This is a genomic window from Halorientalis brevis, from assembly GCF_023077655.1.
The window spans coordinates 602,981-628,960 of the sequence record NZ_JALLGV010000004.1; the positions used below are offsets into that span (position 1 = coordinate 602,981).

General features: G+C 66.5%; 27 protein-coding genes. 17 read left to right on the plus strand and 10 right to left on the minus strand.

Going from position 1 to position 25,980, the window contains the following annotated elements:
* Window positions 1-10: 10 nt before the first annotated feature.
* The 5 genes from MU553_RS11260 (at window position 11) to truA (ending at window position 4,353) form a co-directional block, all read left to right on the plus strand.
* Window positions 11-361, plus strand: a complete 351-nt coding sequence (locus MU553_RS11260; RefSeq protein ID WP_247376806.1) for a DNA-binding protein — start codon at window positions 11-13, stop codon at window positions 359-361.
* Window positions 362-991, plus strand: a complete 630-nt coding sequence (locus MU553_RS11265; protein WP_247376804.1) for a DUF7411 family protein — start codon at window positions 362-364, stop codon at window positions 989-991.
* A gap of 75 nt (window positions 992-1,066) precedes the next feature.
* Window positions 1,067-2,059 carry a DUF7972 family membrane protein gene (locus MU553_RS11270; RefSeq protein ID WP_247376802.1) on the plus strand — a complete coding sequence of 331 codons (993 nt, stop codon included), beginning with the start codon at window positions 1,067-1,069 and terminating at the stop codon, window positions 2,057-2,059.
* A 51-nt stretch (window positions 2,060-2,110) separates the two neighbouring features.
* Window positions 2,111-3,415, plus strand: coding sequence for a histidine--tRNA ligase (gene hisS, locus MU553_RS11275; protein ID WP_247376800.1), 1,305 nt, complete (start codon window positions 2,111-2,113; stop codon window positions 3,413-3,415).
* 119 nt (window positions 3,416-3,534) lie between these two features.
* Window positions 3,535-4,353, plus strand: coding sequence for a tRNA pseudouridine(38-40) synthase TruA (truA, locus tag MU553_RS11280; protein ID WP_247376798.1), 819 nt, complete (start codon window positions 3,535-3,537; stop codon window positions 4,351-4,353).
* 22 nt (window positions 4,354-4,375) lie between these two features.
* Here truA and MU553_RS11285 read toward each other — a convergent pair whose 3' ends face one another.
* Both MU553_RS11285 and MU553_RS11290 read right to left on the minus strand, forming a co-directional pair.
* Complete coding sequence (locus MU553_RS11285) at window positions 4,376-4,534, minus strand: DUF7331 family protein (RefSeq protein ID WP_247376796.1); 159 nt, start codon at window positions 4,532-4,534, stop codon at window positions 4,376-4,378.
* Between the two features lie 154 nt (window positions 4,535-4,688).
* Window positions 4,689-6,653, minus strand: a complete 1,965-nt coding sequence (locus tag MU553_RS11290) for a cation:proton antiporter domain-containing protein (protein ID WP_247376795.1) — start codon at window positions 6,651-6,653, stop codon at window positions 4,689-4,691.
* Window positions 6,654-6,927: 274 nt separating this feature from the next.
* On the opposite strand from MU553_RS11290, the gene MU553_RS23770 reads away from it, so the two are divergent.
* The 3 genes from MU553_RS23770 (at window position 6,928) to MU553_RS11305 (ending at window position 9,365) form a co-directional block, all read left to right on the plus strand.
* Window positions 6,928-8,472, plus strand: coding sequence for a methyl-accepting chemotaxis protein (locus MU553_RS23770; RefSeq protein ID WP_247376792.1), 1,545 nt, complete (start codon window positions 6,928-6,930; stop codon window positions 8,470-8,472).
* Window positions 8,473-8,570: 98 nt separating this feature from the next.
* A complete protein-coding gene (locus MU553_RS11300) occupies window positions 8,571-8,957 on the plus strand; it encodes a hypothetical protein (protein WP_247376790.1) in 387 nt (128 codons plus the stop codon).
* A 24-nt stretch (window positions 8,958-8,981) separates the two neighbouring features.
* Window positions 8,982-9,365, plus strand: coding sequence for a hypothetical protein (locus tag MU553_RS11305; RefSeq protein WP_247376788.1), 384 nt, complete (start codon window positions 8,982-8,984; stop codon window positions 9,363-9,365).
* Between the two features lie 63 nt (window positions 9,366-9,428).
* On the opposite strand, the gene MU553_RS11310 is transcribed toward MU553_RS11305, so the two are convergent.
* Entirely contained in the window at window positions 9,429-10,349 is a 921-nt protein-coding gene (locus tag MU553_RS11310) for an MBL fold metallo-hydrolase (RefSeq protein WP_247376786.1), read from the minus strand.
* Between the two features lie 80 nt (window positions 10,350-10,429).
* Between MU553_RS11310 and MU553_RS11315 the strand changes: the two genes are divergently transcribed.
* Window positions 10,430-11,011, plus strand: coding sequence for a nucleotide exchange factor GrpE (locus tag MU553_RS11315; protein WP_247376784.1), 582 nt, complete (start codon window positions 10,430-10,432; stop codon window positions 11,009-11,011).
* Here the strand turns inward: MU553_RS11315 and MU553_RS11320 are convergent, their stop codons facing one another.
* The 3 genes from MU553_RS11320 to MU553_RS11330 form a co-directional block, all read right to left on the minus strand.
* The gene (locus MU553_RS11320) at window positions 11,012-12,613 is read right to left on the minus strand and encodes an Hsp70 family protein (RefSeq protein WP_247376782.1); all 1,602 of its coding nucleotides are present in this window, start codon (window positions 12,611-12,613) and stop codon (window positions 11,012-11,014) included.
* Window positions 12,614-12,673: 60 nt separating this feature from the next.
* A complete protein-coding gene (locus MU553_RS11325; protein ID WP_247376780.1) occupies window positions 12,674-14,917 on the minus strand; it encodes a methyl-accepting chemotaxis protein in 2,244 nt (747 codons plus the stop codon).
* Between the two features lie 133 nt (window positions 14,918-15,050).
* Window positions 15,051-15,806 carry a bacteriorhodopsin gene (locus MU553_RS11330; RefSeq protein ID WP_247376777.1) on the minus strand — a complete coding sequence of 252 codons (756 nt, stop codon included), beginning with the start codon at window positions 15,804-15,806 and terminating at the stop codon, window positions 15,051-15,053.
* Between the two features lie 243 nt (window positions 15,807-16,049).
* Here MU553_RS11330 and serS point away from each other — a divergent pair, with 243 nt between their 5' ends.
* Window positions 16,050-17,429, plus strand: coding sequence for a serine--tRNA ligase (gene serS, locus MU553_RS11335; RefSeq protein ID WP_247376775.1), 1,380 nt, complete (start codon window positions 16,050-16,052; stop codon window positions 17,427-17,429).
* Between the two features lie 302 nt (window positions 17,430-17,731).
* Here serS and MU553_RS11340 read toward each other — a convergent pair whose 3' ends face one another.
* Together MU553_RS11340 and MU553_RS11345 are read right to left on the minus strand one after the other, a co-directional pair.
* Window positions 17,732-18,073 carry a nuclear transport factor 2 family protein gene (locus MU553_RS11340; protein ID WP_247376773.1) on the minus strand — a complete coding sequence of 114 codons (342 nt, stop codon included), beginning with the start codon at window positions 18,071-18,073 and terminating at the stop codon, window positions 17,732-17,734.
* 42 nt (window positions 18,074-18,115) lie between these two features.
* Window positions 18,116-19,351 carry a redoxin domain-containing protein gene (locus MU553_RS11345; protein ID WP_247376771.1) on the minus strand — a complete coding sequence of 412 codons (1,236 nt, stop codon included), beginning with the start codon at window positions 19,349-19,351 and terminating at the stop codon, window positions 18,116-18,118.
* 52 nt (window positions 19,352-19,403) lie between these two features.
* Between MU553_RS11345 and MU553_RS11350 the strand changes: the two genes are divergently transcribed.
* Both MU553_RS11350 and MU553_RS11355 read left to right on the plus strand, forming a co-directional pair.
* Window positions 19,404-19,922 (plus strand): DUF367 family protein, encoded by a 519-nt coding sequence (locus tag MU553_RS11350; RefSeq protein WP_247376769.1) that lies wholly within the window; start codon window positions 19,404-19,406, stop codon window positions 19,920-19,922.
* A 174-nt stretch (window positions 19,923-20,096) separates the two neighbouring features.
* Window positions 20,097-21,434: a hemolysin family protein gene (locus MU553_RS11355; protein ID WP_247376768.1), complete on the plus strand. Its 1,338-nt coding sequence runs from the start codon at window positions 20,097-20,099 to the stop codon at window positions 21,432-21,434.
* A 22-nt stretch (window positions 21,435-21,456) separates the two neighbouring features.
* On the opposite strand, the gene MU553_RS11360 is transcribed toward MU553_RS11355, so the two are convergent.
* Complete coding sequence (locus tag MU553_RS11360; RefSeq protein ID WP_247376766.1) at window positions 21,457-22,497, minus strand: enolase-like domain-containing protein; 1,041 nt, start codon at window positions 22,495-22,497, stop codon at window positions 21,457-21,459.
* A gap of 93 nt (window positions 22,498-22,590) precedes the next feature.
* Between MU553_RS11360 and MU553_RS11365 the strand changes: the two genes are divergently transcribed.
* Window positions 22,591-22,740: a 50S ribosomal protein L40e gene (locus MU553_RS11365; RefSeq protein ID WP_247376764.1), complete on the plus strand. Its 150-nt coding sequence runs from the start codon at window positions 22,591-22,593 to the stop codon at window positions 22,738-22,740.
* 84 nt (window positions 22,741-22,824) lie between these two features.
* Here MU553_RS11365 and MU553_RS11370 read toward each other — a convergent pair whose 3' ends face one another.
* Window positions 22,825-23,436 carry an MBL fold metallo-hydrolase gene (locus tag MU553_RS11370; protein ID WP_247376762.1) on the minus strand — a complete coding sequence of 204 codons (612 nt, stop codon included), beginning with the start codon at window positions 23,434-23,436 and terminating at the stop codon, window positions 22,825-22,827.
* A 79-nt stretch (window positions 23,437-23,515) separates the two neighbouring features.
* On the opposite strand from MU553_RS11370, the gene MU553_RS11375 reads away from it, so the two are divergent.
* The 4 genes from MU553_RS11375 (at window position 23,516) to hisH (ending at window position 25,711) form a co-directional block, all read left to right on the plus strand.
* Window positions 23,516-23,707, plus strand: coding sequence for a DUF5786 family protein (locus MU553_RS11375; RefSeq protein ID WP_247376760.1), 192 nt, complete (start codon window positions 23,516-23,518; stop codon window positions 23,705-23,707).
* Window positions 23,704-24,261 carry an endonuclease dU gene (locus MU553_RS11380; protein ID WP_247376758.1) on the plus strand — a complete coding sequence of 186 codons (558 nt, stop codon included), beginning with the start codon at window positions 23,704-23,706 and terminating at the stop codon, window positions 24,259-24,261. Before MU553_RS11375 ends, MU553_RS11380 begins: the two co-directional genes overlap by 4 nt.
* A gap of 174 nt (window positions 24,262-24,435) precedes the next feature.
* Window positions 24,436-25,020: a uracil-DNA glycosylase gene (locus MU553_RS11385; protein ID WP_247376756.1), complete on the plus strand. Its 585-nt coding sequence runs from the start codon at window positions 24,436-24,438 to the stop codon at window positions 25,018-25,020.
* Between the two features lie 43 nt (window positions 25,021-25,063).
* Window positions 25,064-25,711: an imidazole glycerol phosphate synthase subunit HisH gene (gene hisH / locus MU553_RS11390; protein ID WP_247376754.1), complete on the plus strand. Its 648-nt coding sequence runs from the start codon at window positions 25,064-25,066 to the stop codon at window positions 25,709-25,711.
* Window positions 25,712-25,980: the final 269 nt, after the last annotated feature.

A 25,980-nucleotide genomic window follows, 5' to 3' on the forward strand; every position in this document is an offset into this window, starting at 1 on the left:
TACAATAGCTATGAGTGGCGAACCCGACGACGAAGAGCTCGAACGGCTGCGACAGGAGAAGATGGAACAGCTCCGCGAACAGAAAGAGCAACAAGGGGGCGGCGAGGCCCAGGAAGCCCAGCGTCAGCAGGCCGAAGCCCAGAAGAAAGCGCTGCTGCGCCAGCACCTCACCGACGGGGCGCGCAAGCGCCTGAACACAGTGAAGATGTCGAAACCGCAGTTCGGCGAGAAGGTCGAACAGCAGGTCCTCGCGCTGGCCCAGAGCGGGCGTCTCCAGGACAAGATCGACGAGGAGAAGATGAAACAGCTGCTCTCGGAGCTGAAGCCGGACTCGAAGAGCTTCGACATCAAGCGACGGTAAATGCACGTCGGACTCTGCTACAGCGGCGGCAAAGACTCGACGTTGGCCGCTCTCCTGCTCGATTCCTTCTACGACGTCACGCTCGTCGCGGCGACGTTCGGCGTGACCGACGCGGCCGCACACGCTCGCGACGCCGCCGCCGCCGTCGGCTTTCCGCTCATCACGGTCGAACTCGACGAGTCGGTCGCCCGCGACGCCGTCGACCGCATGGTCGAGGACGGCTATCCGCGCACCGGAATCCAGCGCGTCCACGACCACGCACTCGAAACGGTGGCGGCTGGGGAGTTCCGGATCGACGCCGCCGACGAACTGCGCTCGTTCGACGCCATCGCGGACGGAACGCGCCGTGACGATCGCGTTCCGACCGTCTCGCGGGCACAGGCACAGAGCATCGAGGACCGCCACGACGTCGACTACCTGGCTCCGCTGTCGGGATTCGGTCGAAGTGCCGTCGACGACCTCGTGGACGCGACGCTGGAGGTCGAGACGGGACCGAGCGAAGAGATCGCGAAGGGCGATTACGAGGCGGAGCTCCGCGCCCTGATGGCCGAGGAGTACGGCGACGACGCCGTCACAGAGGTGTTTCCCGCCCACGACCAGACGCGCGTCGTGGGCCTCCGAGAGCACTGAGAGTCGCCCGTTTTCGGTCGTCGACCGAACAACTACCCCGGCCATCTTTGCCGCTAGCCATCGTACGGAGCGACGATGCGAGCCGGCGAAAGTCGGGACACCGATCGTGACACTGAGAGCCATCGCCAGCGGTGGCAGGACTGGTTGCTCCTCGACGGGGATCGGCGTCTCGTCGTCGGGTTCACTACCGTCGTCCTGTTTCTCGTCATCGCGTCAGTGGTCGTGAGTGAACTGGCACCGTTACGCGACCTCCAGCCGCTGTTCTACGTGCTGGGCGGGTTGATCGGAGGAAACCTGACCGTCATCACCGTCGTCGTCTCGATCAATCAGTTGCTGCTCTCGCGGGAACTACAGGCGCCGCCCGACCTCGAATCCCAGATCGAGGGGATCATCGAGTATCGCTCGGACGTCGAGGACGCTGCCGGACAGGTCGCACCGGTCGAGCCGCTGGGCTTTCTCCGCCTGCTGTTCGAGAACACCCGGCGGGAAGCCCAGCGACTGGGAGGCCTCGCGACGTCCGAGACGGACGAACAGACCTACGAGGAGATCAACGAGGTCGTCTCGGAGATCACGACCCAGACGGACAGAGTCGATTCGCTGCTGCAGCAATCGCAGACCTCCACGTTCGACGTGCTCTCGGTCACGTTGACGACGAACTACGCGACGGACATCAACCGACTCCGACAGATCGAGTGGGAACACGGCGCGCAGCTCCCGGCAGACGTCAGCGACGCGGTCGACACCCTCGTCCACCAGCTCCAGAACATCGACATCGCGCGGCAGTACTTCAAGTCGGTCTACCTCCAGCAGGAACTGGCCGAGCTGTCGCGGAACCTCTTCTACGCCGGCCTCCCGTCGGTGACCGTCGTCGCAATCGGGTTACTCCTCTTGACGGGACCGAGCGGGACCGTCTTCACCAGCCCGTACTTGCGGGCCTTCGTTCCGCTGTTCGTCACGGTCGGCCTGCTGCCGATCACGATTCTGTTCGCGTACATCGTCCGAATCGCGACCGTCACGCAGCGCACGGCGGCGACGCTGCCGTTCACGACGCCCGCACAGGAGCAGTGACCGCGTACCCAAAGGACAGTTTCAAGCGCGCCGTGTGCGAACCAACCGAGCATGTACGACCACCTGAAGGGTTTCCGGGATTTCTACCCCGACGAGATGGGGGCGCGCCGGGAGGTCATCGATCAACTGGAGGCCACCGCACGCCAGTACGGCTTCCGCGAGATCGGGACGCCCGCCCTGGAGCGGACGCAGATGTACGTCGACAAGAGCGGCGAGGAGATCGTCGAGGAACTGTACGCCTTCGAGGACAAGGGCGGCCGCGACGTGGCGATGACGCCGGAGCTGACGCCGACCGTCGCGCGGATGGTCGTCGCCAAACAGCAGGAACTCTCGAAGCCGATCAAGTGGGTCTCGACGCGGCCGTTCTGGCGCTACGAACAGGTCCAGCAGGGCCGCTTCCGCGAGTTCTACCAGACCAACGTCGACATCTTCGGCTCGTCGGAGCCGGAGGCCGACGCCGAGATCCTCGCGTTCGCCGCCGACGCGCTCACGTCGCTGGGGCTCACCGGCGAGGAGTTCGAGTTCCGCGTCTCCCACCGCGACATCCTGGGCGGGCTGCTGGAAGCGTTCGACACGGACGTCCAGACCAAGGAAGCCATCAGGGCCGTCGACAAGAGCGAGAAGATCAGCGAGGCCGAGTACCACGACCTGCTCGTCGAGGCCGGTCTCACCTACGACCAGGCCGCCGAGTTCGACGACCTGCTCGCCGTCGACGCCGAGAACCTGGACGAGCTCGTCGAGTTCGCGGGCACTGACCGCGTCGAGAACGCCGTCACGAACCTGCAGAACGTGCTGGACGCGGCGGCCGACTTCGGCGCAGGCGAGTACTGTACGCTCTCGCTGGAGACCGCTCGCGGCCTGGACTACTACACGGGCGTCGTCTTCGAGTGTTTCGACTCGACGGGCGAGGTCTCCCGGTCCGTCTTCGGCGGCGGCCGCTACGACGACCTCATCGAGAGCTTTGGCGGCCAGCCGACGCCAGCGGTCGGCGTCGCCCCCGGGCTCGCCCCGCTCTCCCTGCTCTTGCAGCGCGCCGACGTCTGGCCCGACGAGTCGTTCACGACCGACTACTACGTCCTGCAGATCGGCGACACGCGCGACGTGGCCGCCGAGATCACCCGGACGCTGCGCTCGCGGGGCCACGTCGTCGAGACCGACGTCGCCGGCCGGAGCTTCGGCGCGCAGATGAACTACGCCGACGGCGTCAACGCCGAGACGGTCGTCATCGTCGGCGAGCAGGACCTCGAAGACGACGCCGTCACGGTCAAAGACATGGACTCGGGCGACCAGGAGCAGGTACCCCTCGCGGAGTTCCCGGGCGACCACGACCGCCCGACGCTCGCGGACTTCGAATAGAACTCAGTCGAGCAGGCTGTCGTCGTCCGGTTCGGTTGCGTCGAGTCGACCCGATGTCCTCGACCACGGGCGCGGTCGGGGACACAACACTCATTCCGTCGGCGTCCGGACCGCGACCAATGCGCGCGTTTCGCCTCGCCTACGACGGCCGGCCGTTCCACGGCTTCCAGCGCCAGCCGGACGTGCCGACCGTCGAGGACGCGCTCTTCGACGCGCTCCGCGAGTTGGGGGTTCTCGGGGCCGACGCCGACGCACCACCGGGGTACGCGGGGGCGGGCCGAACCGACGCGGGCGTCTCGGCGTTCGCACAGACGGTCGCGTTCTCCGCTCCGGACTGGCTGACCCCGGCTGCACTGAACAGCGGACTGCCGGCGACGGTCCGGGCCTGGGCACGGGCCGAAGCGCCCGCGGAGTTCCACGCCACCCACGACGCCACCAGTCGCAGCTATCGGTATCACCTCCACGCACCGCCCGACGCCGTGTCCGACGAGCGCGCACGCGACGCGCTCGACGCACTCCGTGGGGAACACGACTTCCACAATCTGACGCCGGACGACACCGGAACTGTTCGGACCCTCGACGGGTCGCTCTCGCGAGACGGCGCGTTCCTGGTCGTCGAACTCACCGCGGGTGGGTTCGCGCGACAGTTGGTCCGGCGGGTCGTCTCGCTCGTCGCGTCGATCGCCCGCGGGGACCGCGACCTGGCGGCCGTCGATCGCGTCCTCGCATCGGCACAACTCCCGGGGCCGAAGGGCGTGCCGCCAGCAGCGGCGTACCCGCTCGTGTTGGTCGACGTCACGTATCCGGACCTGGACTTCACCGTCGACGCTGACGCGAAAGAGAGCGCACGCACAGTGTTCGCCGACCGGCGGGACGAGCACCGGACGCGTGCACGAGTCGCCGACGAACTCGTCGCCGGGCTCAGAAACCGGCCGTAGCGCGGCTGCCAGTCAGCGGGCGTTACAGCAGGTCAGTCAGTGCCACGTGGACGTCCGACTGGAGCCAGCCGCTCGTCTCATCGCGGTCGTACACCACGACGCCTTCCGCGGTAGTGAGTTGCCCGTAGCGATTGCTCGGATGCCGATCGCGATCGACGCTTCGTCGTTCAGGGCGGGTCATCGTGTGTCTCCACCCGTTGTTTGGCACCCGAACGTGGTATAAACACGACATAGTATCCATCAGTTTCCGTCGTTTCAGACGAGTTAGGGAGATTGTAACGTCAGGTGGGACGTAAACAGAACAAAAAGTGGCCGGGCTGAGGTTGGTCGCTCGATCAGGTCGGGTTGACCATCTTCATGGCTTCGCGAACCGACTCGCGACGGCCGAGCAACGTGATGCGGTCACCGACCTGCAGTTCCATGTCGGCTTCGGGAACGTCGACGTCGCCGTCGCGGCAGACGAGCGCGATGAGACAGTCCTCGGGGAGTTCGGGGCCGACCTCCCGAACGGGTCGGTTCGCGAACGCCTCGGTGGTGATCTCGACCTCCTGGACGTCGCCGACGCGCCCCACGTCTGTCATCCAGTGAGCCAGGGCGGGGCGTTCGATCTGGTTGTCGATGGCCCACGCAGTCGCCATCGCAGAGGAGATGGTTCGCACGCCGAGGTCTTCGAACGCCTCGACGTTGTCCGGGTTGTTCGCCCGGGCGATGACGGTCTCGACGTCGAACTTCGAGTCCGAGAGCTGGGCGATGAGCAGGTTCGCGTCGTCGTCGCCCGTCGCGGCGATGACGGTCCTGGCGTTGCCGGCCCCGGCCTCACGGAGGACGTCCGTGTCGGTCCCGTCACCCCAGACGACCGTGTAGCCCTGGTTACGCGTCTTTTCGACTGTGTCCTCTACTTCTTCGACGATGACGACGTTCTCGCCTCGGTCTTCGAGGCGTTCAGCGAGCGCTCGACCCACCTTACCGCCGCCGACGATGATGACTCGCATTGGTATTACCTCCAGGTATTCCGCGATGTAGCGCGCGAGGCCGCCCTCGAAGGCGACCGTCGCGAAGATGACCAGAAAGACCGTTCCGACCAGCACCTGCGCCTGCCCGTCGAAGGTCGCCGCGTCGGCACACAACTGCGCGGCCTCGCCCGTCGCCGTGCCGGTACACACCTGGCCGACGCTCGTGCCGGCCGTCTCGGCGGCCTGTTCGCGCAGGTGGGCCGCCTCGGACTGCAACTCGACGGCGAACAGCGTCGCGACCGACGCCGGGATGATCCCGCGGGGACCGACAAAGCTCATGAACAGTTTCTCGTTGGTCCGGAACCGGTCGCCCCGCGTCGAGAGGAACACGAGCAGCGGCCGGATCACCAGCATGACCGCCGCCACCACGGCGATGCCGGGCAGCCCCAACTGGAGCAGGTCCTCGAACTCGAGAAGGGCGGCCAGCGCGATGAACACGACCGACAGGACGAGCAGCGTGATGTCGCCCTTGAACGCCGTGATCTCGTCCTCGTACGGCACGTCTGCGTTCCCGAGCAACAGGCCGGCAGTGGCGGCCGCCGCGACGCCGGCCTCGCTGGCGATGGTGTCGGCCGCGGCGAAGGCGACGAGCGCCCCCGCGAGGACGAGCAAGCGTGCGTTCTGGGGCGCGTTCCCCGGCGAGAGGTCGACGTACCTGAGGAGATAGTAGACGAGGGCTGCGACGACGAACCCCACGAGCAGGCCGATCCCCAGCCGTTCGGCGAATGCGCGGACGAACGCCTCTCCCGCCTCGTCGCTGAGGACGACGACCTCGAAGACGACGACGGCGATGATCGCCGCGCTCACGTCGTTGATGATCCCTTCCGTTTCGAGGGCGGTCGCAACCCGGTCGCGGACCGGGACGACTTCCAGGATCGGCGTGATGACCGTCGGCCCGGTCGCGACGAGCAGCGCCCCGATGAGAAACGACATGTCCCAGGGTTGTCCGAGCGCGAATCGGATGGCGACCGCCGTGCCGACCAGAGCGATCGCCGCGCCGAGGGTCACCAGTCTGAGGGTCGCCGACGGCGCCTCCTTGATCCGGCCGATCCGGAGGTGGAACGCGCCCTCGAAGACGATGATCGCCACCGAGAGGCCGACGATGGCCGGCAAGGCCGCCCCGAACGACTCGCGCGTGACGAGGCCCAGTCCCTCCGGTCCGAGGGCGACACCAGCCGTCAACAGGAAGATGATACTCGGAACGCGAAATCGGGCGGACAGCAGTTGTGCCCCCACGCCGATACCGATGATCGCGGCGACCAGGGGGATTATCTCGCCACCAGCCACAGGGGACCCTCCATGCACGCGGTGCAACGGAACGACGCGGTTTAAACGCACCCAATTTCGCCAGCGGCGACGGCCATGAATAAACTGATAACAACGCGCCGATCCAGAATATCGACTACGATAATCAGACCCCGGGATATATAGTGGAAATAACAGTACGACACTGGTAATGACTTTCAGGCGACGAATAGCCCAGCTTCTCCACGCTTCCCGCGCCCGAACGTCCGGCGAGCACACCAACGAACGGACCACGGAGCAGGACCCAGACACAGCGGTGAGTTCGTCAGAAGCTGACGATGTCCCGACCCGAAACGAGGGGGGTCCCAGATCGAGCGGCGCCGACGACGAGACGGCAGCCGGTGACGGGAAACCGGCCGACGACCTCGAGGTCGGTTCAGCAGCCGACGCTGGTGCGGCCGGTGACGGAAACGGCGCGAGCGAGCAGCGGACCGCCGCTGGGGCGGTGAGGAGTGCCGAGGTACCGGGGGAGACGGCGACCGTGGTCGCGGACGGCGGGACCCAGACGGTCGAGGCCGGCGCGCTGGAAGCGACGGCAGAGGACTTCCGCGACGCACTGGCGGCCGCGGCCGACGGCGACATGAGCCAGCGGCTGGACACGGACCGCGAGAACGAAGCGATGGCCGACGCCGCGTCGGCGTTCAACCAGATGATGGACCACTTCTCCGGGACCATCGCGGAACTCGAGGAGTTCGCCGAAGACGTCGACGACACGACCGAAGAGATGAGCGCAGCGACGCGCGAGGTCAAGGAGACGAGCGAGGAGGTGAGCGACTCGATGGATCAGATCTCGAACAACGCCTCGAACCAGGACGATCACCTCCAGGAGGTCGCCGACGAGATGACGGACCTCTCGGCGACGGTCCAGGAGATCGCGTCCTCGGCCTCGGAGGTCGCCACCATCTCCAGGGACGCCGCCGAGTACGGCCAGGAGGGCCGGGACGCGGCCGCGGAAGCAGTCGAGCGGATGGATCAGATCCAGTCGACGGCCGCCCAGACGATCGAACAGGTCGAACACCTCGAGAACCACATCAAAGACATCAACGAAGTGGTGGAGGTCATCGACGACATCGCCGACCAGACGTCGATCCTGGCGCTGAACGCGTCCATCGAGGCCGCCCGCGCCGGGGAGGCCGGCGAAGGCTTCGCCGTCGTCGCCAACGAAGTCAAGCAGCTGGCCGAAGAGGCCGGCCAGGCGACCGAAGACATCAGTACGATGATCGAAGACGTCCAGGAGGAGACGACCGCGACGGTCACGGAGATCCGCGAGATGGGCGACCGCGTCGCCGACGGGACCGACACGGTCGAGGACGCACTCGACGCGCTGGACGCGATCGCCGACCGCGTCGAGGACGCGAACGAGGGCGTCCAGTCGATCAACGAAGCGACCGACGAACAGGCGACCAGCACGGAGGAAGTCGTCGCGCTCGTCGAAGACGTCGCGGAACTGAGCGAGCAGACGGCCGCAGAAACCCGCGAAGTGTCCGCGTCCAGTGAAGAACAGACCGCTGCACTCACCGAGGTCGTGGCCAACATGGACCGGATCGCCGACCAGGCGACCGACCTCACCAGCCTGCTGTCCCGCTTCGAACAGGACAGCAGCGACGGATCGACCGACGATGGCGACGACCTCTCCTGGGACGACGCCGCGGTCCACGGCGGTGACGACGCGAGCGACGACGATGACGACCTCTCCTGGGACGACGCCGCAGTTCACGACGGTGACGACGCGAGCGGCGATGAGGACACGAGCGACGACGACCTCTCCTGGGACGACGCGATGGTCCACGACAGCGAGTAGTATCACGGGACGACGGGGGGCCACACTCACCACCTATTGCTATCAGTCCTGAGAATCGAGGGATAATACTAATAGTCAAATAGATGACTCTCTCTCACATGCCATTCAAATCCGGTGAGAACTGGGAAGTCGACATCGACCGCGAGAAAAACAGGCTGTACCTGGAGCTCGAGGGGTACATGGAGGCCGCCGACGCTGGGGCCGCGGCCGACGCGACGATCGAAGGGGCGAAAGAACTCGACGAGGGGTTCGACATGGTCAACGACCTCTCGACGTTCCAGCCGTCCGACCAGGAGGCGATGGACCACATCCAGCGCGGCAAGCAGGGGATCGCGAAACACGGCGTCGCCGCCGTCGTCCGGGTGACGGCCGAATCGACGACTGGACAGATGCAGTTCGACCGCGCGGGTGAAGACGAGGAGAGCTACCAGTTGGCGATGGCCGACTCGACGGCGAAAGCCGAAAAACTGCTGGACAAGCGCTAGAGAAACCTGAGAACGTCACAAACCATGGGAGACTGGAGCGTCGACGTCGACGAGGAGAAGAATCGGCTCTATCTGACTCTCAAAGGACACCTCAGCGCCGAGGCGGCCGAGCAGGCGGCAGACGCCGTCATCGACGCGAGTGCGCGCCTGGACCCGGGATTCGACGAGGTGAACGACATGTCCGAGTTCGAGCCCGCGGCCTCAGAGGCGATGGAGGAGATCGAACGCGGGAAGCGCGGCATCGTCGAGAACGGCGTCGAAGCGGTCTGTCGAGTCGTCGCGGAGTCGACGACCGGACAGATGCAGTTCGACCGTGCGGGCGAGGGCGCCGAGGAGTACGCGCTGGCGAAAGCCGAGTCCGTCGAAGAGGCCGAGCGTCTCCTCGACCAGCGCCGGCAGGACGCGTAGGGAGCGAAGTCCGACCCCACTGGTCCGTCACCACGTATTATTTCAAAAGTCATCGACGCAGCCTCACTCGTCGGCTGACTCCCGGTGGTCGAGATACGTCAGGACGCCGCGCACGTTCATGCGTTCTTCCCCGCGAGCCTTGCGGTCGCCCCAGACGTCGACCATCTCGGTTTGTTCGGCGAAGTAGTCGATCACGGCCTCGTCGTCGCCGAGTTCCGCGCGCTTCGTGGCGATGCGATCGACCCAGTCGGCGATGACGTCCGCGTACTCGCGCAAGCGGTCGTCCGTCGTCGCCGGTCCGAAATGGCCGTAGCAGAGCACCTCGGGCGCCAGGTCCTCGATCATGTTCGCGTCGGCGAGCACCTGCTCTAAGTCGAAGTTCGGCGGCGGCGAGGTGTGATGGACGAAGTCTCCCGACGGGACGTAGATGCCCGCGGCGTCGGCGGTGAACACGACGGCGTCGGCGGGGTCTTCGAAGACGACCTGGTGGGGTGCGTGTCCGGGCGCGTGGTGGACGTGCAGTTCGCGGTCACCGAGGTCGATGACGTCACCGTCCGAGAGTTCCCGGATGCGATCCTCGGGAACGGGTTCGGGCTCGGCGTAGAGCCCCCACAGGTCGCCGACGGCGGCTTTCGTCCCTTCGACCAGTCTGGACGGGTCAGCGAGGTGTGGCGCACCGATCTCGTGGATCGCGACGGTCGCGTTCGGGCACTCGGCGGCGAGGAACCCAGCACCGCCGGCGTGGTCGAGGTGGACGTGCGTGAGCGCGATGACCGCGAGGTCGTCGGGGGCGATCCCGACGTCGTCCATCGCCGCGAGGATGCGTTCGTACTCCGTGCCGATCCCGGAGTCGACCAGCGCGGGCCGCTCGCCGTCGACGATGTATACCGAGCCGTATTCGGGTGCGTCGTACATCCCGGTATCGACGTAGTAGAGGTCCGAACAGGAGCCCTCCGTCACCGCGAAGCAGTCGCCGATTGCCATACCCGGAGCACCGAGCGGCGGGGAGAAAAACGGTTCGGGCGACCCGCACAGTGAAGTCCCCGACGCGTGTTCACCGGCGTATGCGAGAGGACGGGACGACCGAGGCAGACGGGGACGACGACAACGACGAGGCCGCGTCGCCCGAACTGGCAGCGGACGACAGCGGCGTGAGCGACGAACTCGCGCGCCTGCGCGGCGAGATCGAGCAACTGTCCGTCGCGGTGGCGACCCTCCAGGAGACCGACGACGAGCGCGACCAGCGGCTCGACGCCCTGGAAACGCGCATCGAAGACTACCACCGTCGGGGCGAACGCGAGCGCGAGCAGCTGGCTGCCCAGACGCTCGCCGACTTCGCCGACCGCATGCTGTCGGTCAAAGACAGCCTCGACAACGTCCTGGGGATGGCCGACGTCGACGAGGACACGGAACGACAGCTCTCGCTCGTCCAGCGGCAGTTCGAGCAATCGTTCACGAGCGGCGAGATAGAGCGCATCGACGCCGACGGTCAGTTCGACGCCAGTAGACACAAAATGGTCGAACGCGTCAGCGACGACGCCTACGACGAGGGCGAGATCGTCCGCGAACTGGACGCCGGCTACACCATCGGCGACCGGGTGCTCCGACCAGCACGCGTCGTCGTCGCGACGGGCGACTCGTCCTGATTACGAGCCGACTTCGGCCGTGTCGCCGCCGTCGTCGGGCGACGTGCCGGTGACGTTCTGTTCGACGGTGAGCGACCCTTCGGCGTCGCCGTCGACGTCTTCGGCGGTGACGTGGAGGATGCCGTCGTCGTCGACCCGGAACGTCACCTCGATGGTCGGCTTGCCGGCCGGCGCCTCCGGAATCCCCGTCAGGGTGAACTCGTCGAGTTTCTCGTTCTCGCGGGCCTGCTCGTGTTCGCCCTGGTACACGTCGATCGCCATGATCGTCTGGTCGTCTTTCGTCGTGGTGTAGTACTTCGTGCCGGTGGCCTCCGTGATCGGCGTCCCCTTCTCGATGAGGACGTTGAAACTCCCGTCTTTGACCCGCGTCCCCAGCGAGCGGGTGACGATGCTCTTGACCGTGATCTCGCCGCGCTCTTCGACCTTCTCGCCGTGCTCGTCGGTGGCGTGGGCCGCGTCGAGGTGGTCCTGGAACCCGTCGCGGGTGTCGAAGGTCTCGCCGCACGTACAGGCGTACTGCTCTTCGACCGCGCCGCTCTTGGCGGCGTACAGCGCCGCGCCCTTGGCGACGATCTTGTCCGGCTCGAAGGTGAGTTCCGGATCGACCCCCGTGTACTCGGCCACGCGGTCCTGGATGGCGGGCATCCGCGTCGAGCCGCCCACGAGCAGGACGGTGTCGATGTCGCGGGTCGTCCGGTCGGCGTCGTCGAGGGCCTGCTCTAAGGGTGCGAGCGCCTGCTCGCGGAGGTCCTCGGTGATCGATTCGAAGATGTCGCGGGTCAGCGTCTCGTCGAGTTCGACGATCTCACCGTCGAGCTGGCCCAGCAGCGGTTCGATGAGTTCCGTCTCCTCGCCGGTCGAGAGGTCGATCTTCGCGTCTTCGGCGATCGCCCGGAGGTTCGCCCGGAGTTCGTCGTCGGCCAGCACGTCGACACCCTGGTCCCGTTCCAGCGCCGCAGCGACGTGGTCCATGATGGCCTCGTCGAAGTCGGTCCCGCCGAGGTGGTTGTCGCCGCTGGTGGTGAGGATGGTGAACGTGTCGCCGTCGACGTCGAGGACGGAGACGTCGAGCGTCCCGCCGCCGAAGTCGTAGACGACGAGCGTCTCGTCGGCCAGGTCGGCGTCGTAGCCGTGGGCGATCGCCGCGGCGGTCGGTTCGTTCAGGAGCTTGACTTCGCGGAAGCCGGCCAGTTTGGCGGCCCGCCGGGTGGCTTTCTTCTGGTCGGCGGTGAAGTAGGCCGGGACCGTCACCACGGTCTCGGTCACCTGTTCGCCGAGGTACGACTCGGCGTCGTCCTTGAGTTTTCGCAGGATCTCGGCGGATATTTCGGCTGGATCGTACGTCTCGCCGTCGATTTCGACGGTGTAGTCCTCGCCGACGTGGCGCTTGATCGTCCGGACAGTCCGGTCGGGGTTGGCGGGAGCGCGGTTCTCCGCACGGCGGCCGACCACGGGATCGCCGGCGTCGTCGAAACTGACGACCGACGGCGTGAGCGGCTCGCCCTCGTTGTTCTGTAACATCTGGACGTCGTCGCCCTCGATGAGGGCCATGCCGCTGTTGGTCGTCCCGAGGTCGATTCCCAGGACCTTCTCACTGACCATCTCGGATACACCTGCCTCGCCGCGACATATCACGCTTTCGCCCGGTGCGAGCGACGGCGACTACCAGTCACCGTCACGCTCCTCGCTCGACGCACCGCCGTCGGCCACGGCCGCTTCGGCGTCGCGCGCCTGGATCTCGAACTCCGCGAGCATCTCCTGGAGTTCCCTGGTTCGGGACGCCAGTCCGGCCGCCGATTCCGACACCTGGGTGATCGAGGCGCTGGCCTCTTCGGAGGTTGCAGCGACCTTCTCGGCCTGCTGGGTCGTCTCCTCGGAGACGCTGGCGATCTCGTCGACCATCTGCACGATCTCCTGTGCCGAGTTCGCCTGCTGGTCGGTCGCGTCGTTGATGCTCTTCAAGCCGCCGTCGACGCTGTCGACCCCGTCGACGATCGCTTCCAGCGATTCGGTCAGCTCCGCGACGGTCTCGGTCCCCTCGGTGATCCTGGACTCGGCCTCGCGGATGTCCTCGGCGCTGTCGAGCGCCCGGTTCTGGACGGAGCCGATGGTCGTCTCGATCTCCTCGACGGCCCGTTGGGTTTCCTCGGAGAGTTCCTTGACTTCGTTCGCCACCACCGCGAACCCGGACCCGGCCTCGCCAGCGCGTGCCGCCTCGATGTTGGCGTTCAGCGCCAGGATCGACGTCTGCTCGGCGATGTCGTGGATCAGGCCGGTCACCTGGCTGATCTCCTCGATCTCGTCGGTGAGCTGTTCGATCGAGTCGACGACGTCGCTCGTCTGGCGCTCGATCGACCGCATCTCTTCGATGGTCTCCTGGGCGGTTTCGCGACCCTCGGCACCGAGTTCGGCCACTCTGTCGGACTGGCCAGCCACCTCGTCCGTCGTCGAGGCGACCTCCTCGATCGTCGCCGACAGGTCGTTGACCTCGTCGGCCGTGGCCTGTAGATCCTCGGTCTGTGACTGCGCGCCCGAGGAGATCTGCTGGATGGACTTGCTGACTTGCTCACTGGCCTGCTTGACGTCGTCGGCACTGTCCTCGACGTCGTCGCTCGAAGTCGCGACGGCGTCGGCGAACTCCTGAACGTCGGCGACGGTCCGTTCGAGGTCGGCGATCATCTCGTTGAACGAGGTGGCGATCGACTGCATCGCCCCGCTGTCGGTCTCGGGGTCGAGCCGGCGCGTCAGGTCGCCGTCGGCGCAGGCGGCCATCGTCTCGCTGTAGCGTTCGGCCTCGGCTTCGAGTTGCTCGTTGAACCGCTGGGTTTCGAGTTGGCGCTGTTCGGCCTCCTCCCGTGCGCGCTCCGCATCGGCGCGGGCCTCGTCGGCTTCAGCGAGCGACTCCTTGAGCGAATCGCGCATGGCGGCGAACTCCGCGTACAGCATCCCGACCTCGTCGGTCCGATCGGTCTCCAGTTCGGTGTCGAGGTTCCCCTTGCCGATCTCGGTGGCGCGCTCTGCGAGTTGGCGGAGTGCCAGCGCCAGGTTGCCACCGATGGTGATGCCGAACACGCCGATGTTCATCGCGATGACGTACAACAGCGCCACCAGTCCGGCCGTGGCGGTGTTCCGCTCGCTGTAGATCGCCTGCGTCGGTGCGTAACTGACGACCTGCCACCCGCTGTCGGGCACGGTGGTCGCGGTCGCTGCGTGTTTGGTCCCGCCCACCATGCCGGTCGCGACGCCCGACCCGTTGGTCACCAGCCCCGTGGCGTTGGCGTCGCTCGCACGCCCGGCAGTCGACGCGACGACGACCTCTCCGTCAGCGACCAGTGCACTGCGGTAGGTGCTGTCGGCGAGGTGCGTCCGGAGGGACGCCATCGAAGCCGCGACCACGACCAGGCGGTCGTCGTCGACCGACGCGACGAACGGGACGATCCGCTCGCTGGCTCCGACTGCTTGCTGGGGCTGGCCGACGAGGGTCGCCGTCGCGTCAGTCGGGGCGTTCACGACCAGTTCCTGGCCGACTGCACTGGACTGTGAACTCGCCTGAACCGCACCGCTCTCGCGGTCGACGACGTGGACTGCGTGGACGCGATCAGGTCCCGCCGCGGTTTCGAGGCGGTCCGTGATCGCGGCCGTCTCCCCGCTCTGAACGGCGCTCGAAGTCGCCACCCCGGCAGCGAGGGCGGAATTGGACTCCGCCCACAACGCCGTGACGTTGGCGTCGTCGGCCGCGTGTTCGGTAAAGTCCGCGTTCGCCGACGCCTGGAGTTCGCCCGAGACGTTCGCGTAAAAGAACACGGTCGAGACGAGTGTGACGAGGACGAGGATGGCGAGCGTCGCCACCATCTTCATGCTGTAACTCGACTTGATCCGATCTGGAACGTAGCTGTTGAGTTTCATTGTGTCACCGGTCCACTCCCGTCAGTCAACCAGTGGTAACTGTTTCGTGGTAACAGCCCACGACTGGTAAATCGTACCGCCCGAATTATCGTCTTCGATAACATGTGTCTGTGAAGGTGTTCGGCGTCTGTGGTCAGTCGCTCGTGCTCGCGTCCGGTTCGGACGGTCGCGGCCCGTCGTCCCGGAGGACGGCGAGCAGCGACGACCGCTCGTTCGCGAGGTGTTCGATCGCGGTATCGGACCGCAGGAGGATGCCGGCGAAGCCGAGCTGGCCGAAGACGTCCATGTACGCGCCCATGTAGACGCCGGTGAACGTTCCGAGCAGTCCCATCCCCTGTCGAGAGGTCAAGCCCACGACCAGATACATGATCAGCAACAGGGCCATCAGATTGCGAAGTTTCCCGAACGCAAGCCGACGCGGACCCGAGACGGCCTGTGCTGCGCGCGTGTACGGACGGAACAGCAGCCACAGGATGCCGAGCAGCGAGCCGAGAAACAACAGTTTCCCGACGCTCTCGACGGGCGGCGCCGTCATCCAGTTGATGAGCGCCCCGAGCGAGAACGTCGAGAGCAGGCCGACACCCACGAGGATGTGCCGGCGTTCGGCGTCCGCCATCATCCCCACGTAGGCGATGATGACCGTGTACGAGAAGAAGTAGACGACGAACCGCGACAGCGGGACCGGCCGACCACTGGCAGAGTGGAGTCGCAACACCTCGTTCGCCATGCCGAAATACCCCAGCGCGAGCATCGCAGTTGTGTACGGTGCCACCAGGGCGATCCTGCGCTTGCGGCCCGAGAACTTGCGAACCCCGACCGCAGTGATGACGGTCGCGACCGTCGCCAGGGTACCGATCAGCGCGTAGAACGTCAGTTCACCGACGATCATGGATGCCTCCTCCCCCCGTTCCCCCCGCGCGACCAGAACCGGGATGCACTGTGCACCGGCTCAGTGAGGTGGAATTATGTCCGAATCGCAACATACTGTTTGGAATGAAATTGTAGATGATAAAACTGTGTCCCTGTTTCTCATTTGTGATATTGTCTCGTGCGAGAGGTCAGCACGGCCGTGAGAGCAGACTGCGAGCCAGAGCGACACGGTTTTGCCACGCCACGGAGAAGCGAGTGCCAAATGATCAGCAGGCAGTTCCTCCGTGAGAATCCCGACGTCGTCCGGGACGCTCTGGAGACGAAGGGGGTCGACGACGTAGACCTGGACCGGATTCTGGAACTCGACGAGGAGTGGCGCGACTGCAAGGCGGAGGGCGACGACCTCCGCCACGAGCGCAACGAGGTCAGCTCGAAGATCGGCCAGCTCAAACAGGAGGGCGACGAGGAGGCCGCCCAGGAAGCCATCGAGCGCTCCCAGGAGCTGAAAGCCGAACTCGAAGCCGTCGAGGACCGCGCCGACGAACTGAAGTCGGAGCTGGAGGAGGCGATGCTGGAGATTCCGCAGATCCCCCACGAGGACGCTCCCGTCGGCGACGACGAGAGCGACAACGTCGAAGCCTACCGCGAGGGGTTCGACGACGCCGAGGTCATCGACGACGTGATCCCTCACTACGACCTCGGCGAGGCACTCGGCATCCTGGACTTCGAGCGGGGCGCGAAAGTGACCGGCGGCGGCTTCTACTTCCTGCGCGGTGACGGCGCACGCCTGGAACACGCGCTCATCCAGTTCATGCTCGACGTCCACCGGGAACAGGGCTACGACGACATCTACCCGCCGGTGCCGGTCAACAGCGCGTCGATGCAGGGCACCGGCCAGTTCCCCAAGTTCGTCGAGGACGCCTACCGGATCGGCGGCCACAACGACGAACCCTACGACGACGACGACCTGTGGCTCTGCCCGACGGCGGAGGTGTCGGTCACCAACATGTACCGCGACGAGATCCTGCTCGACGACGACCTCCCGCTGAAACACCAGGCCTACTCGCCGAACTTCCGGCGCGAGGCCGGCGAACACGGCACCGAGACCCGCGGCATCGTCCGCGTCCACCAGTTCAACAAGGTCGAACTCGTCAACTTCGTCCGCCCCGAGGAGAGCTACGACCGCCTCGAAGGACTGCTCGGCGAAGCCGAGGAGGTGCTCAAGCGTCTCGATCTCCCCTACCGCGTTCTGGAGATGTGTACCGGCGACATGGGATTCACCCAGGCCAAGAAGTACGACATCGAGGTGTGGGCGCCTGGCGACGACATGGAAGACGGTCCCGAGGAAGGCGGCCGGTGGCTGGAGGTCTCCTCGGTCTCGAACTTCGAGGACTTCCAGGCGCGCCGCGCGGGCCTGCGCTACCGCCCGGAACGACACGAGTCCGCGGAGTACCTCCACACCCTGAACGGCTCGGGACTGGCCGTGCCCCGCGTGATGGTCGCGATCCTGGAATACTACCAGAACGAGGACGGTACCGTCACCGTCCCAGAGCCGCTCCGCCCGTACATGGGCGGCCAGGAAGTCATCGAAGGCCACGAGCCGGTCGGCGAGAGCGCGCTGGGATCGGGCGAGAGAGACTAGCGCACGGCCCGTCACCCACACCGCGCCGCCGAGCCTGCCCCAACCGATTTCCTCGCACGCGCCCTACGTTCTGTGTGTCTCAGCTAGCCCAAATTGCCAGCGTTCACTCGCGAGCAACGGCTCCCACCGACCCGGACCGATCGGCACCGAATCAGTCCACCCAGGGTGGACTCCTGCGAAAACTCCTGCTGATACTCGTCCTCGGAATCGTCGTCTACCTCGTCACTCGCCGCGGTGACAGCCGTCGCTGAGAGCGGGACGAAGCGGAACCGACGCGACCGCCCGGTCCCGGTCGACGTTCCTCATCTGGTGTAGGTCCGAATCGCCTCGACGCCGGCGGCGGAGAACGAGAAGACGTCGACGAACCCCACGATCCGGTCGCCCTGTGCGTCGAGGAGGCGACCGCGAACCGCGACCTCGCCGGGGTCCGACTCGGCAGCCCGGTAAACGGCATCGACGGGATGGCTCGTCTCCGTCATCGGGCGCTCCTCGCGCATGAACTGGACGAACCGGTCGCGACCCTCGATGGTCTGGTCGGGTCTGTCGTGGACGAACGCCGGTGCGAGCAGGTCGGCGAGTGACTCGTAGTCGTGCTCGTCGAGTGCGTCGTAGTACGCCCGTGCCGTCGCCTCGCGGTCTTCCATACCGTCGCTACGTGACGGCGGACCGAGAAACCGATGGTCGCGTCACTCCGTGGGATCTTTCAGGTCGAGTTCGATGTCCTCGTCGTTGGCCGCATCGTCGTCGGCCGCAGCAGACTCGTCGGCAGACCGATCGTCGTCCCCGTCAATCCTCACGGCGTCTGCCACGTCGGTCGGCCGAGCGCCATCGCCCGCAGGTTGCCGGTCGCCACGCTCGTCAACTCCCGGACCGAGGGAATCGGGCGAATCGACTTCGACGTCCTTGACGGCGGCGTCGACGTCCTCGTCGGTCTTGGGTTCGCCGGTGGCGTCGCCGCCCGGCTGCGACGTCGTCGGAGCCGTACCGGGGTCGGGCGGGACGTCGAGGTCCGCGCTGTCGTCTCCCGCCGCCGTCGCCTGGGCCGCGGCGTCGGCATCGAGGTCGATGTCGTCGGGGTCCGGCGGCTCACCGATGTCGCGGGCCACCTCCAGCGGCGCCTCGGCGTCCCGGCGGTAGTTGTCGGCCTCCTCGCCGTTCCCGCTGGCGTACTGGTTGGCCGAGTCGGCCAGCCACTCGGCGGCCTGCCACAGCGACGTGGCCTTCTCCTGGGCGCGCTCGAATCCCTGCTCCAACGGCTCGGATTCGGCGAACCGGACGGCGCTCTGGAACTGGTCGGCCGACTCCTGGAACTCGGCCATCGCGCGCTCGAAGTCGCCCTGCGCGATGAGCCAGTCCTGGTCCTCGTAGCTTCCCATGGCGCTCGTGAACGCCCGCCGACCCTCCATGTAGTGGGCGTGGCCGACCCGGTAGCGGCCGACGGCCGTCGAGTCGCCGCCGACGTTCGAGACTGCCTCGCGGACGGCGTCGACGTCGGGGCGTTCCTCCAGGTCGGTCGTCGACCAGGCGTACTGGACGACCCCGTCCTGGTCGACGACGAAGACGGCTCGCTCGGCGAGCAATTGGTCGCCCTCCTCGTCGCGCACGTCGTAGGCGTCGATCGCCTCGCCGTGCGTGTCGGCAAGCAGGGGAAGCGAGAGGGAGTATTCGTCGGCGTAGGCCCGGTGGCTGAACAGGCTATCGGGACTGACGGCGAAGATGTCGACGTCTCGCTGCATCGTAAAGAGGTCGAGCTCCGTCAGGTCACAGGACTCGTCGGTGGCGGCTGGATTGAAGTCCGCCGGATAGAAGGCGAGAACCAGGATGCCGTCCCCGACGTAGTCCGCCAGGTCGACCTCGCGCTGCGCGCCGTCGACGATCCCCGGCAGGGCGAACGTCGGCGCAGCCGTCCCTTCACCAAGCACACAGTGACGTCGAATGGAAGTGACTTAAAGCCTGACTGCGTTTTCCACGTTGATGGGCACGTACGGCCTGCACGTCCGCTACGAGGGCGACGACGACCCGAAGAAATGCAGCGCCAGAAAGCTCGCCCGCTTCGAGCTGGCGGAGCTGCACAACTCCACGCGAGCGACGCCGCCGGGGATCGTCCTCAACCCCTTCGCCGAGCAGGCGCTCTCGCCCGCCGACGGCGTCGGGACCGGCGCCCGCCACGACCGCCTCGTCGCGCTGGACTGCTCCTGGGAGACTGCAGAGCGCGAGGCGTTCGACCTCGAAGGGATTCACCGCTCGCTCCCCTTTCTCGTGGCGGCCAATCCCGTCAACTACGGGACGGCCTTCCAGTTGAACACCGTCGAGGCCTTCGCCGGCGCGCTCTGTATCCTCGGCGAGCGCGACCAGGCCGAAGAGATCCTCTCGAAGTTCACGTGGGGCCACACCTTTCTCGAACTCAACGAGGAACCGCTCCGCCGGTACGCCGAGTGTTCGGACTCGACGGAGGTCGTCGCCGTCCAGGAGGACTACCTGGCCGACGAGTGACCGGACCCCAGCGGCGGCCACGGAAAGTGTCCCGAGTAACGCGGTCCTGGAAGACACCAGCACTTTGTGGCAACGGTGTGTAGGACTCCGTATGAAGACGTCGCAGGGCACTGTCGGTCGGACAGCCAGTCCGGGAGTTGATGAGCGCGCCGCAGAGAGCGGGGGGAACGCGGCATGGTAGACCTGTTGTTCTCGGCCGGTCGGCTCCTCGCAGCGCTGTTGCTGGTCCTGTTGAACGGGTTCTTCGTCGCCTCGGAGTTCGCGCTCGTTCGCGTCCGGTCGACGGCCGTCGACCGGATGGTCGAGGAAGGACGCGCCGGGGCCACGACGTTACAGGACGCACTCGGGAGCCTCGACGACTACCTGGCCGCGACCCAACTGGGGATCACGGTCGCCTCCCTGGGGCTCGGCTGGATCGGCGAACCGGCCGTGGCCGCGCTGATCGAGCCGCTGTTGGCTCCGGTGGTCCCCGCGGGAACGCTCCACCTCATCGCGATCGTAATCGGGTTCAGTACCGTCACCTTCCTGCACGTCGTCTTCGGCGAACTGGCCCCGAAGACCATCGCGATCGCGGACGCCGAGCGCCTCGCCCTGCTGGTGTCGCCGCCGATGAAGTTCTTCTACTACCTGTTTCTGCCCGGCCTCGTCGTCTTCAACGGGACGGCGAACCGCTTTACGAGCCTCATCGGCGTGCCGCCCGCCTCCGAGACCGAGGAGACGCTCTCCGAGGAGGAGATCAGGATGGTGTTGAGCCGGGCCGGCGAAAAAGGCCACGTCACCGCCGAGGAAGTCAGCATGATCGATCGAGTCTTCGAACTCGACGACGTCACAGCGCGCGCAGTGATGGTTCCGCAGCCGAACGTGGCGACGATCCCGGCGGAGACGCCCTTCGACGAGTTGCGGACGCTCGCCGTCGAGCACGGACACACTCGCTATCCGGTCGTCGAGGGCGACGCGGGCGACGAGGTCGTCGGCTACGTCGACGTCAAGGACATCCTGCGGGCCGCCGAGTCCGGCGACACCGGGTCCCTCTCGGCGGCCGACCTCGCCAAAGACGTGCCGATGGTTCCGGAGACGACCCCCGTCGACGAACTCCTCGAGACGTTTCAGGGCCAGCAGCGCCAGATGGCCGCGGTCATCGACGAGTGGGGGACGCTCGAAGGCATCGCGACCGTCGAGGACGTCGTCGAGGTGGTCGTCGGCGACATTCGCGACGAGTTCGACGAGCGTATCGGAGAGCCGTCGATCCGAAGCCGTGACGACGGCGCGTACACCGCCGACGGTGCCCTGTCCATCCAGAAAGTTAACGACGTGCTGGAGACGGACTTCGAGAACGCGTCCTACGGCACAGTCGGCGGGCTGGTGTTCGACCTGCTCGGCCACCCGCCCGAGGTCGGAGACGCGGTCGAAGCCGGTGGCTACCGTCTCGAAGTCCAGGCCGTAGACGGGGTTCGAGTCGAAGAGGTCACGATACGGCCGCTCTCGAACGACCGTTCGACGCAATCCGAATAGTCGTGGTTGCGACCGCCCGCCATCACCACCCGAAGCCGACCGGGTCGGCCGGCGGCTCCAGCGGACTCGCCGGCAACTCGTCGGGTGGCTCGGGATCGTTGTACCCGGCAGGGGCGACGTCGTTCGGTCCGTCCGGGTAGCACAGCGAGGCCAGCGCCTGGATCTGGCCGCGGCCGACCCCGAGTTCGAACTGGCCGCCGCCGTACAGTTGGACGTCGCGCTCCAGGCAGTACTCGATGGTGTCCAGCAGCGATTCCAGGCTGCCAAAGCGCGACGGTTTGACGTTCAGCCACTCGGGATCGAAGGGGCGGTCCTCGATGCTCTGGATGCCCGTGATGGGGTGGTCCCAGGAGACCATGTCCTCGTGGTCGGCGAGCACCGCCCGCGTCTCGTCGGTGAGCGCCGGGTCCTCGACGACCGCGTCGGGGAACTCGTCGACGACTAACTGGTAGAGATCCGGGTCCGCGGGCACGTCCACGTCCGTTCCCTCGTACTGGCCTTTCAGATCGAGGATGCGCACGGTCGCCGCGTCGGCCACGTCGGCCGCGAGGTCGGCCGTCCAGTCCGGCGTCGGATCGAGTTTGAACGAGAGGTCCGGCGAGATCTCGAGCAGGCGTTTCAGCCGGTCGGTCGACGGCGGCTCGCCCAGTCGGGTGCTGACGACGAAGGAAACTGGATCGTACGCGCGGTCGAGCGCGCTCGCGAGGTTCGTGTCGGCCTGGCGAAGCGCCAGGTCCAGCGCGGCGCTCTCGAACGCCCAGCGGCGGTAGTTTCGGAACTCCGCACGGTCCGGAGCCGTGGGAAAGAGGTCGTGCTCGGCGACGACCTCGGCGAACTCCGCGACAGTGTACTCGCCGGACAGGTCGGGCGGTCCGGCCTCGACGAACTCGTGCTGGGCGTCCCGGTCGTAGGTCACGTCCTCGCCACGACCCGTCGTCCCCTCGCCGTCGAGGGCGACGGTCGTCGTCGCTCGAACGAACTCGCTGGACGTGTCCCGTTCTCGGAGGTCGAGGTCGACGGACTCGACGGTCAGTGAGAGGTCCGCGAGACGGTCGAAGAGCATGTGCCCCTTTTCACGGTCAGTCCTCAAAACATCCCTGCCGGCGAGGACAGCTAACTCGGAAATCTTAACCGCTCCGAATCGAAACTCCTCCGCATGGCTACGTTCGAAAAAGCGGAAGATCGGATTCTGGACAAGATGGTCTGCATGCGGTGTAACGCACGGAACCCGACCGGTGCCGATAGCTGCCGGAAGTGCGGCTACAAGAAGCTTCGGACGAAAAACCGCGAGCGCGCCGCCGCATAGCGCTGTCTCGACCGTCGTTTTTCTCAGCCCTGTCCGATCAGTCGCAACTGTCGGCGCGGACTCGGACCAGTTACCCTCGCAGTTCTACTCTTCGGGGTACTTCGGGTCGCGCTTCTCGGCCCGTTCCAGCGCCGTCTCGACGACGTCCCGGACGTCGCCGTGGAACACGGAGCCGTGGCCCGAGTACATGTGCTCGACGCCCTCGGGCATGCGGTCGAGCAGCGTCCGGATGCTTTCGATGAGTCGCTCGCGTGACTGGCCGGCCATGTCGGTTCGGCCGAACGAGCCGTAGTCGAACGCCCCGTCGTCGTGGACGACCACGTCGCCCGAGAAGAGGCTGGCGTCGCCCACGAAGGAGACGTGATCGTCGGCGTGGCCCGGCGTGTAGACGACTTCGCAGTCCTCGTCGCCGATCGTGACGGTGTCACCGTCGTCGAGTTCGTGGGTCCGGCGGGTGTGGTCGTCGTAGGCGTACAGGTCCGCGTCGAAGGCGTCGAGCACGGCGTCGAGCTGGGCGACGTGGTCGCCGTGCTGGTGGGTGAGTACGACCGCGTCCAGGTCGTCAGTGTGCTCGCGAACGACGTCGACGACGCCGTCCATCGCGCCGGCGTCGACGAGAACCGGACGCTCGCCAAGCGCCAGATAGGCGTTGCACGTGAACGACTCGGCGTCGGCTGTGACGTTGTGAACGTCCATAGCACTGTGTGTGACCGGCGACCCTATCAGGGTACCGGGCGGCGGGAACTTTTTGAGTCTGCAACTACTATAAACGAACATGGGGTTCGGGAGCTACGACGAATCCGAACAGGAGAATCAGGACTACGACACTGATTTTGACGACGACGACGGCGTCAACACTGCCGAAAATACCCACGACGGCGACGTCGAGTACGAGTTCAGCGCCTCGAACGACGAACTCCTCGACAAACTCGCCGACATCAAGGAGCAAGACCAAGAGAACACGTGAAATCCGGGGTCCGTGCGCTTGGCGTCGCCGAATCGTTCAGCGACGCCCGGAGCACGCTCGCCGGTGTCGTCGTCCGCGCCAGCCGCGTGGTCGACGGATTCGCCTTCGGCTCCTGTACGGTCGGCGGGACCGACGCGACCGACGCCATCGTCGCGCTGTTCGACGACCTCGGCCGCGAGGACGTGCGGTATCTCCTCGTCTCGGGCGTCGCGCCCGCCTGGTTCAATATTATCGACCTGCACGCGCTCCATGGGCGAGTGGAACGTCCGGTCATCTCAGTTTCCTACGAGGGAAGCGAGGGGCTGACCCCGGCACTCGAAGCGCAGTTCGACGGTGACGCACTGACGACGCGCCTGGAGACGTATCGCCGTCAGCCGTCACGGCGCGAGCTCGCAATCAACGACGAGACGGTGTACGTCCGGAGCGTGGGCATCGACGACGGGGAAGCCGACGACGTGGTCCGGGAGTTCACGCCCGAGGGCGGTCGCCCGGAACCGCTCCGGGTCGCTCGGCTGGCGGCCCGTGCGCTCGACCAACGGGAGAGCGCAGAGTGAGCGAGCGGGAAACGGAGTGAACCGCGAGCCGCGCGGTCGACCACGCGGGAGCCCGCGGAACACGCGAACGGTAACACCGAGAGCCACGCGGTCGATCAGCTGGATGAGCGCGAGTGACCTGTCGTCCGGAGGAGTGACGGCGCTTTCTTATTCCTGTCCGTCGCAGGGGCAGGTATGGAACACATGGAGGGACTGTCGGTGGTGGACTGCACGCACTGTCCCGCGCTGGTCGACTCCCGCCAGCAGATCGTCAACGGGACCGGCCCGGCCGACGCCGACCTGCTGTTCGTCGGAGAGGCGCCCGGCGCGAACGAAGACGACCAGGGCGAGCCGTTCGTCGGCCGGAGCGGCGCGGTCCTCGACGACGCCCTGCGCGACTTCGGCCTGGCTCGCGCGGACGTTCGCATCACCAACTGCGTGCGCTGTCGGCCGCCGGAGAACCGCGACCCGAGCCAGGAGGAGCTCTCGAACTGCCGCGGCTACCTCGAAGCCGAGATCGACCAGATCGACCCCGAGGTCGTCGTCACGCTCGGGAAGGTGCCGAGCGAGCACCTGCTGGAACGGTCGGTCGGAGTCACCAACGAAGCCGGCTCGCTGGTCGAACACGAACTCGGCGGGGAGTCCCGGACGGTGCTGATCTGCGTCCACCCGGCGGCGACGCTGTACGACCGGAGCCAGGAGGAGACGTTCGAGGAGACGATCCGCAAGGCGGCCGAGTTAGCCGGCGACGGCGGGCAGTCGAAGCTGGGCGAGTTCTGACCGGAACGGAACTGATTTCCTGGGGACACGCGAACGACCAGCTATGAGTGGGACTGCACAGACGGCTGCGGAGATCGTCGTCGTCGACTACGGCCTCGGGAACCTCCGGAGCGTGACCCGCGGTCTGGAGCGTGCGGGCGCGGACGTCGACATCGTCGAGGACCCGGCCGCGTTCGAGCACGCGGACGGCATCGTCCTGCCGGGCGTCGGCGCGTTCAGCGAAGGGATGGAGAACGCCGGTCCGTTCCGCGACGCACTCGTCGCGGCCGCCGAGGACGGCGTCCCGATCTTCGGGATCTGCCTCGGCATGCAGATGCTCCTGACCAGCAGCGAGGAGGCCGACCACGCCGGTCAGGGCGACGCCGAGGGACTGGACCTGATCCCGGGCACGAACGAGCGGTTCGACGAGGACCAGACCGTCCCCCACATGGGCTGGAACGAACTCGACGTCCAGCGCGACCACCCGCTCGTCGACGGCGTAGACGGCGAGTACGCCTACTTCGTCCACTCGTACTACGCCAGCCCCGACGACGACGGCGCGGTCGTCGCGACCACCGACTACGGCGTCGACTTCCCGAGCATCGTCGCCAACGAGGCCGGCAACGTCTTCGGCACGCAGTTCCACCCCGAGAAATCCGGCGAGACCGGCCTCACGATCCTCCGGAACTTCGTCGAGATCTGCACGGAGTAGGGCCGGCGAGCGACCTCCGGGAGCGAGCCGTTTTTCACCCACGTTTTTCAACGAGGGTTCCCGCAGGGCCGCTTTGCGGCCCGAGGAAACCCGAGGCAGAAAAAGGTGGAGTTCTACCCCGAGAAATCCGGCGAGACCGGCCTCACGATCCTGTGGAACTTCGTCGAGATCTGCACGGAGTAGGGCCGGCGAGCGACCACCGGGAGCGAGCCGTTTTTCACCCACGTTTTTGCGCGAGTGGTCGCCGTAGGCGACCCGATGTCGAAAAA